Origin of the sequence: Novosphingobium sp. ST904 (assembly GCF_001298105.1) — a bacterium.
Lineage (GTDB): Bacteria > Pseudomonadota > Alphaproteobacteria > Sphingomonadales > Sphingomonadaceae > Novosphingobium.
Map to the genome: position 1 here is coordinate 1 of NZ_LGJH01000014.1, position 870 is coordinate 870.

Here is an 870-nt window from a genome sequence, read left to right on the forward strand (position 1 = left end):
TGGAAGAGCATGGCTCCGCCCGATGGGCTGAAGGGCAGATAACCCAGCTCGTCGAGGATGAGCAGGTCGAGACGTAGCAGGCGTTCTGCCAGCTGGCCGGATCGGTTCATGGTCTTTTCCTGCTCAAGCGCATTGACCAGATCGACCGTGGAGAAGAAGCGGACCTTCTTGCGGTGATGCTCGACGGCCTGGACGCCCAGTGCCGTTGCGATATGGCTCTTGCCGGTTCCGGGCCCGCCAATCAGGACGACATTGTCGGCGTTTTCCATGAAGTCGCCCTGATGAAGCTGGCGCACGAGGGCTTCGTTGATCTCACTGGCAGCAAAGTCGAAGCCAGCCAGATCCTTGTAGGCCGGGAAGCGGGCCGCCTTGATCTGATAGGCGATGGACCTGACCTCGCGTTCGGCCATCTCTGCCTTCAGGAGTCCAGCGAGCATCGGCACAGCAGCATCGAAGGCAGGCGCGCCCTGCTCGATGAGTTCGTCGGCGGCCTGAGCCATGCCGAACATCTTGAGGCTGCGCAGCATGACGACGACCGCGGCGCTGGCGGGGTCATGACGCATGGCGGATATCCCTCAGCCTGTCATAGCGAACGACATTGGCCTCGGGCTCCTGCCCCAGGCGCAGCGCCTGAGGCGCATCGATCGGCGAAGCTGGAGGCGCCTTGCCGTCGATAAGGCGATGCAACACGTTGAGAACGTGGGTCTTGGTGGCAACACCGGCCTCCAGAGCCAACTCGACCGCGCTCAACACGGCCTGCTCGTCGTGATGCAGAACGAGAGAAAGTATCTCGACCATCTCCCTGTCGCCACCAGGGCGCTTGAGCAGATGGCCCTGTAACTGCCGGAAGGCTTCGGGCATCTCGAGGAA

The 870-nt window shown here is 62.3% G+C and carries 1 protein-coding gene and 1 pseudogene; both read right to left on the bottom strand.

The features are described from left to right. On the bottom strand, positions 1 to 563 hold a 563-nt coding region (locus ADT71_RS00070; RefSeq protein ID WP_054434063.1), incomplete at its 3' end, for an ATP-binding protein. Beyond that, positions 553 to 870 (bottom strand): annotated as a pseudogene (locus tag ADT71_RS29775) (IS21 family transposase); the annotation flags it as partial. The pseudogene ADT71_RS29775 and the gene ADT71_RS00070, both read right to left, overlap by 11 nt.